The sequence below is a fragment of the Paenibacillus sp. IHB B 3415 genome (assembly GCF_000802655.2).
GTDB classification, from domain to species: Bacteria; Bacillota; Bacilli; order Paenibacillales; family Paenibacillaceae; genus Paenibacillus_AQ; species Paenibacillus_AQ phytohabitans.
Window position 1 is genome coordinate 22111 of record NZ_JUEI01000092.1, and the last position, 7217, is coordinate 29327.

Here is a 7217-nt window from a genome sequence, read left to right on the forward strand (position 1 = left end):
CTATCTACCTCCCGTAGCGGCCAGCATAATATTCTCCTGCGTCGCTTCCCGCCAATCATATTCCCGTACGAACTGCCCTTCACACATCACCAGAATCCGGTCGCTCATGCCCAGTACCTCCGGAAGCTCCGAGGAGATCATAATAATGGCCACTCCCTGCTCTACCAGCTGATTCATCAAATTATATATTTCGTACTTCGCCCCGACGTCGATGCCCCGGGTAGGTTCGTCCATAATCAGAATTTTGGGGTCTGACATCAGCCACTTGCCGATGACCACCTTCTGCTGGTTCCCCCCGGACAGTGTGCCTACCAGCGTCTCCAGCGAAGCTGTTTTCGTCTTCAGATCCTGCACGTACCGGTCTGCCCACTTAATTTCCTCATTCTCATTGATGACCCCCAGCCTTGCGACTTTGCCCAGTGTGGCTAAAGTGGTGTTACGTTTGACATCCATCCCCATGACCAGCCCCTGGCGCTTACGGTCTTCCGTGACCAGGGCAATCCCCGCCTTGATCGCCTCGGCTATGGAACGGATCTTAATGGCCTTGCCTTCAATCAGCACCGTTCCTTCGGCCCGGCCCCCATAGGCGCCGAACAGGCTGCTGACAAGCTCCGTGCGTCCGGCGCCCATCAGACCGGCAATACCCAGTATCTCACCTTGACGAAGGCTGAATTCAATATCGCGGAGCACCTTCTGCTGGCGCTTCTCCGGGTGCCATACATTATAATCTCTGACCTCAAGCACCTTCTCCCCAGGCGAATGCTCCACGCGCGGATACCGCTCCGTGAGCTCACGTCCAACCATTAGGGATACAATCTGGTCGTCATCTGTCTCACTGCGGTCAAGTGTAGCTACCGTCCGCCCGTCCCGCAGCACGGTGATCGAATCAGCCAGTGCGAACACTTCAGGCATTTTGTGTGAAATATAGACACAGGTTACCCCTTCGCGCCGCAGCTGGTTCAGAATGCCCATCAGGATAGACACCTCGCTCTCGGTCAGAGCTGCCGTCGGTTCATCCAGAATGAGAATCTTGGTATGCTTGGAGAGTGCCTTGGCAATCTCCACCAGCTGCTGCTGGCCAATGCCGAGATTGCCGATCTTCGTGTCCGGAGACAGATTCAGCCCGACCTTCTTCAGCCATAGCGAAGCCTGATGATAGAGCTCATTCCACTGGATCGCCCCGCGTCTGACCGGTTCAGCCCCCAGGAAAATATTCTCTCCGATTGTCATTTCCTTCACGAGTGCCAGCTCCTGGTGAATAATCGCGATACCGGCCTTCTCCGCATCCGTTATTCTATGAAACGACTTTTTCTCCCCGCCCATCAGGATTTCTCCGCCGTACGTCCCCGCAGGGTACAGTCCGCTCAGTACCTTCATCAGTGTGGATTTGCCCGCGCCGTTCTCGCCGCATAAGGCGTGAATCTCCCCTTGCCTGACCTTGAAGTTCACATGGTCCAGCGCCTTAACACCGGGGAATGTCTTGCTGATCTCTACCATTTCAAGTACATTCATGACTTCCGCTCCTCCTTCCGGCCCTTAAACCTGCAAGCAGATGCGGTAGCGCCACAGGCACCGCATCTGCTTGCCGTACAGGCCGCCCTTATTGTTTCGGCCACTGGTCCTTCGGAACGTTCTTGTAGACATCCTCAAGCTTGTGGAAGCCATCCTTGATCAGTACGTCCAGGTTATCCTTATTGACCGCAAGCGGATCAAGCAATACAGAAGGAACATCAATTTTACCGTTGTTAACTGATTTTTCCGTCGAAATACTTTCGCCTTTGGCAGCTGCCATCGCCATTTCCGCAGCTTTCGTTGCAATCGCGTTGATCGGTTTGTAGACTGTCATCAGCTGTGTGCCTTCAGCGATGCGCTGTACCGCAGCAAGGTCAGCATCCTGGCCGGATACCGGTATTTTACCGGCCATGCCCTGAGCGGTGAGCGCCTGGATCGAACCGCCTGCAGTCCCGTCATTGGCAGCTACCACACCTTGAACATCATTATTGTTCGCAGTCAGCGCATTCTCCATATTTTTCAGCGCTTCTTCCGGCTTCCAGTCCTTGGAGAACTGGTCGTAGACAATCTTAATGTCGCCTTTCTCTTCAAGCGGCTTCAGAATATTCATCGCCCCTTCTTTAAACATATGGGCGTTATTATCCGTATCTGCACCGCCGATATAGACGATATTGCCTTTAGGGGCCTTATCAATGACCGCCTGAGCCTGGAATTCTCCGACACGCACGTTATCAAACGAAATATAATAGTCTACCTCGGCATTATTGATCAGGCGGTCATAGGCAATGACCTTGATGCCTTCCTTGTGAGCCTTCTCTACGATCGGAGCCGTTGCTTCCGCGTTATGGGCAATAACCACAAGCACATCCACACCCTGGGAGATCAGCTGTTCCGCCTGGCTTAACTGGGTAGCATCATCGCCGTTTGCAGCCAGCACCTTCACTTCACCGCCAAGCTCCTCCACTTTTGCCGTAAAGATATCCCGGTCCTTCTGCCAGCGTTCTTCCTTCAAGGTATCCATCGACATGCCGATGACAATTTTATCCCCGTCCTTCGCAGCGCCGGATGTCTCCTTCTTCTGATTATCACCGTTTGAGACCACTCCACAGCCCGCCATTGACGCTGCCAGCACTAACGCTGCCATCCCCAGTGATATTGCTCTTCCGTATTTTCTCACTCTGCCCTACGCCCCTTTTCATTAGCCACATATTTGATTGCGCTTACAAAAAAAGTGTAGCATGGATCATCTGCCGCCGGAGCCGCTATTCCCAGCACTTTCTTGCTCTCCGCCTGCATTCCGTTATCCTCTGCTGTAATGTAATTCTTCCCGGCCGCTTTCATAGGATTATCCGGGGCAGGGGCACAAAAAAGTCCTTGCTTTGTCAGCAAGGACCCTGCTTCTCATGCTGCTGCCGGTATTCGCTTGGCGTCATGCCGGCCGCTTTTTTGAAGACCCTGCTGAAGTAATTCGGGTCCTTGTAGCCTACCTCGTAACAAATCTCCTTGAGGTTCAGATGATCTCCGGTGATCAGGCGCTTCGCTTCGTTGATTCTTAGCCGTGTGACGTAATCAATGAAGGTTTCGCCCGCATGCTGCCGGAACAATTTGCTGAAATAATGCGGGCTTAAATTCACATATTCAGCCGTCTGCTCCATAGATATGTCTTCTTTATATTTCTGGCTGATGTAGAGCAGCGCCCGCTGATGGACATGGGAACGGTTATGCTCCTGTTCCTGCTCCAGACTGTGGATCAGCCGCTCCAGCCAGGATTCTGCGCTCAGCCTGAGGGAGACGGGGTCCTCCGCCGTACTTAAGGAAGCGAGAATCTCCGCTCCCGCCACAGAATGAACCCCTCTTGCAAGGAACAGCAGGAGACCTGTCACTTCTCCCCGCACCACAGGCAGCGGCCGCTCACCTCCTTGCTCGAAAAAGGCATACAGCGTACCGAAACGCTCTAACGCTTCCTGCTTGCTCCGCTGCAGCAGGGCATCCAGCAGCCGCTTCTCCTCATCCAGGGATACGGCCGTCTGCCCGGAGCTTTGGATGATATCATCATAGTGGTGCACGCTGAAGGAATCATGGTAATCCGCACAGACACGGACCGCTTCCCGGTAGGATCGGCTAAGCCCGTCCCAGCCCTCGCGGATAGAGCCGATGCCTATGCTGACCGGCAGACCGAACCGCTGCTCCATCATACTGCGGAGCCGCTCCCCCCAATCCATGGAGCTGACGCGCTGTGAGTAACCGGTCCGCCCCGGCGGCAAGGGGATAAACAACGCCAGCTGATGCCCGATCAGCGGCCCGGACAGGCAGCCGAGCCCTGCTCTGGCAAACTGCTTGACTGCCTCATAGATCTCCCGCTTGCCCTGCTGGAACTCTTCCCAAGCTGCGCTAGAATGCCTCGGGAATGACAGCACCATCGCATAGCCTTTGGCCCACTGCAGCTCCAGCAGACCGGCCACTTGTTCCAGCTCCAGGTCCTGCACATGCTCCAGCATGAGCATCATTGTCAGCTCGTTCTCGGCCAGCGGAAGCAGGTGGGCCAGCTTCTCCTGCAGCTCCAGCTGTTCATTCCTGCGCCGCTTCTCCTCCTGAATCACCGCTATCAGCTGCTTCAGTATATCCGCCACTTCGTCCCGTCTGGCCGGCTTCAGCAGATAATCACGCACTCCCAGCAGGAGCCCCTCTTTGGCATAGGAGAAGTAATCATGAGCGGTAATCATCACGATCTGCGCGGAAGGAAGCTTGGTGAGAATCTGCCGTACGGCCTCCAGCCCCTGAATGCCCGGCATCTTAATGTCCATGAAGATAATATCAGGCCGGTGCTCCTCCGCGAGCTGAATGGCCTTCCGTCCGTTCTCGGCATGCAGAAATTCAAAACCATCCGGGAAAATATGGCGGATCATCAGCTCCAGCCCTTCCCGTTCCAGCGCCTCATCATCGGCGATCAGCAGTCTGTACATCGTAATCTATCTCCTTTCTCACCTGCAGCTCAGGCAGACGGGCGGAAGGGTACTTTGAACAGCACCGCCGTCCCCTGCCCTTCACTGCTGTCAATCTCGATCAGCTGCTGTCCGTCAAAGAACAGATGCAGCCGTTTGAACACATTATGTGTCCCCAGTCCGGTGGACTGGCCTTTGCCGCTGAAATACGGAGCTTCCTCCTGAATCGATCCCATTAGCCTGGCTACGGTCTCCCGGTTCATACCCACTCCGTTATCGCTGATCTCAATCTCTACAAGTCCGCTCCGGTAGCGGATCGACAGTGACAGCACCGCCCCTTCCTCCATTTGCTCCAGCCCGTGGACAAAAGCATTCTCGAAGATCGGCTGAAGGGTCAGGCAGGGAATCATTCCGCCGAGCGCCTGATCATCAATATCCATCTCAAAAGAGATCCGGTCACGGAAGCGGGCCCGCTGAATGTTAATATACTCGTTCACATGCTCTACTTCCTCGCGCAGCGGTACAGCCTGGTCAAGCTTCTGCAGGTTATACCGGAGCAGGCGGGATACCGATACCGTCAGATCGCTGGTCCTTGCCGCTCCTTCCAGATACGCCAGCTTGGCGATGGAATTCAGTGTGTTGAACAGAAAATGCGGATTGATCTGGCTCTGCAGCATTTTCAGCTCCAGCTCTTTAACCAGCCGGTCCTTCTCCACGCTCTTGATATTCTCCTTCATCAGCTCCTGAATATTATCGATCATTCCGTTAAAAGCCCGGCACAGGATGCTGATCTCATCGTTGTTAACACTCTCCGGCGCTTTCGTATCCATCCTCCCCTTGGAGATCTGCTTGGCGGTGGCCACGAGGCGGCGGATAGGTCCTGTGATGCTCCCGGACAGCCAGATCGCCATACAGATACTAAGCAGCGCAGCGGTAATTACCAGCAGACTCCCCAGCCGGTTCAGCTTGGCCGTCGTGGACATGATCTCCGCATAGATCGGCTTGTACTGGTCCAGTTCCAGGTCAACCAGCTCCTGTGCCTCCTCGCGGATGAACCGCTGCGTCTGCTCCGCCTCGATATAGGCACCGGCCAGTGTGTTGGAGTCCTGACCATCAATCTCTGTAATCATCTGCCCGGCCTGCTCCAGAAACGTATCAATGATATGGCTGTAGTTCATCAGCGGAAGGCCGCTTCCCCCGATGGTCGCCATTCCGTCCAGCTTCGTCCGCAGCTCCTGCACAGCGCTCAGATGCTTCTGCACCTCCGGGAAGCTGTCCGCGTCCACCTGCATAATGAAACGGTTCAGGGAGCGCATATTCTCCCCTACCTCATAGGATACCTCCTTGTACAGCATGATCCGGTTCATCATCAGATGGTAGCTCTCCTGCACATTCTTTCCGCTCTCAAAAAGCACAAAAGAGACCGAGCTCATCAGCAGCACAAGCAGCGGAATGCAGATGAGCAGCTTATGGCGGATACTCATAGGCTCTCTCCCTCCTGCACATTAGACTTGTCCAGCACCTTCACGCCGGTGAAGTATTTGGACTCCAGCTGCATTCCCTGAAAATGCTCATGGAGCAGCCTTACGGCCGTAGCCCCCATAAGATAAGGCTGCTGTGCCACTGTGGCCGTGATATCCCCGCGGCTGATGGCAGCAAGGGTCTCTGCCTGGTTATCGAAGCCAATAATCGTCATCGGGACACGCTTCAGGCTCTTGGAGGCCTGCAGTACTCCCAGCGCATCGGTTGAGCTGGTGCCGACCATCACATCAATCTCCGGATGAAGCCGCAGCATATCGGCTGCCTGCTGGATTGCCTCCATATGCGAGATGTTGGAGCTGCGGACATCCACAATTGCAAGGCCGCTGTAATTTTTCACAATATTACTGAGGCCGTTCAGACGCTGAACCTGATTCTTGGCCAGCTCGCTGCCGATGATCACGCCGATCTTCCCTTTACCGCCGGTCGTCTGCACCACCATACGGCCCAGCGCCTCGCCGGCTGCAACATTGTCGGTCCCTACATAAGCCAGCCGCCTGCTCGCCGGAGCGTCGGTATCAATGGTGATCACCGGAATCCCCCGGTTCACGGCTTTATCAATTACGGGGGTGAACTTCTCGTCGTTCAGCCCCTGCACGATGATCGCATCCGCCTGTGCGGCAATCGCTTTTTCCAGCAGGCTGATCTGCTCCTCCATGTTATTGCGCACCGGGCCGGTGAACTCGATATCAATTCCGTATTTCGCAGCAGCCTCTTTGGCACCCTTCTCGACCATTTCCCAGTACGGATGGTACCGCTCCTGTTCAATCAGCACAATATGATAGCCGGAATTATCTCCGCCGGGATGCCCGCTTAATTCATTTACAATATTACCCATCCGGCCTGAATGATTGGCAAAGTCTATAAACAGATATGCCAGCAGCAGAAAAAGCACAATAACCCCCGCGCCGCTGACCCATTTTTTATCCATCATGCTCACCTCAATCAACATCCTACCCCGAGTTGTAAACGGTTGCAATATTTAATTTATGAATAACTTATTATGTGAAACCTATAATTTCAGAATCATTAACTGCAATAGTTGCCTAATTGCAGCCAAACCCACCCGATGACGAAATAAGCGGCATACCAGTGTTTGACTTTTCTCCACTTGCCCATTACGAGAGTCAAAAGGGATTCATGATTTCCTCAGGCCCCTCCACCTCCGGCGGATTCAGGGGCACTTTGCTGTTAGTATTATTCGTGGACACCGGTTAAGAGACT

Annotated in this window: 6 protein-coding genes; all 6 read right to left on the reverse strand. The window is 54.3% G+C overall.

Translation table 11 applies throughout. From position 1 onward, the window contains the following. Positions 1-1512 (reverse strand): xylose ABC transporter ATP-binding protein, encoded by a 1512-nt coding sequence (locus QW71_RS30505; protein ID WP_039308424.1) that lies wholly within the window; start codon positions 1510-1512, stop codon positions 1-3. A gap of 88 nt (positions 1513-1600) precedes the next feature. Then, positions 1601-2656, reverse strand: coding sequence for a D-xylose ABC transporter substrate-binding protein (gene xylF, locus QW71_RS30510; protein WP_039308439.1), 1056 nt, complete (start codon positions 2654-2656; stop codon positions 1601-1603). A 29-nt stretch (positions 2657-2685) separates the two neighbouring features. Continuing rightward, entirely contained in the window at positions 2686-2901 is a 216-nt protein-coding gene (locus QW71_RS30515; RefSeq protein WP_039308427.1) for a hypothetical protein, read from the reverse strand. Next, positions 2895-4475, reverse strand: a complete 1581-nt coding sequence (locus QW71_RS30520; protein ID WP_052770458.1) for a helix-turn-helix domain-containing protein — start codon at positions 4473-4475, stop codon at positions 2895-2897. Before QW71_RS30520 ends, QW71_RS30515 begins: the two co-directional genes overlap by 7 nt. A 29-nt stretch (positions 4476-4504) precedes the next feature. Continuing rightward, positions 4505-5938, reverse strand: coding sequence for a sensor histidine kinase (locus QW71_RS30525; protein ID WP_039308432.1), 1434 nt, complete (start codon positions 5936-5938; stop codon positions 4505-4507). Next, on the reverse strand, positions 5935-6927 hold the full coding sequence (locus QW71_RS30530; RefSeq protein ID WP_039308444.1) for a sugar-binding protein: 993 nt from the start codon (positions 6925-6927) through the stop codon (positions 5935-5937). The genes QW71_RS30525 and QW71_RS30530 overlap by 4 nt, the downstream gene beginning before the upstream one ends. Positions 6928-7217 lie beyond the last annotated feature (290 nt).

Excerpts from the sequence above, each read along its gene's own strand:
- QW71_RS30505 (WP_039308424.1), bottom strand. The coding sequence starts at position 1,512 with ATGAATGTACTTGAAATGGTAGAGATCAGCAAGACATTCCCCGGTGTT.
- xylF (WP_039308439.1), bottom strand. The coding sequence starts at position 2,656 with ATGGCAGCGTTAGTGCTGGCAGCGTCAATGGCGGGCTGTGGAGTGGTC.
- QW71_RS30520 (WP_052770458.1), bottom strand. The coding sequence starts at position 4,475 with ATGTACAGACTGCTGATCGCCGATGATGAGGCGCTGGAACGGGAAGGG.
- QW71_RS30525 (WP_039308432.1), bottom strand. The coding sequence starts at position 5,938 with ATGAGTATCCGCCATAAGCTGCTCATCTGCATTCCGCTGCTTGTGCTG.
- QW71_RS30530 (WP_039308444.1), bottom strand. The coding sequence starts at position 6,927 with ATGATGGATAAAAAATGGGTCAGCGGCGCGGGGGTTATTGTGCTTTTT.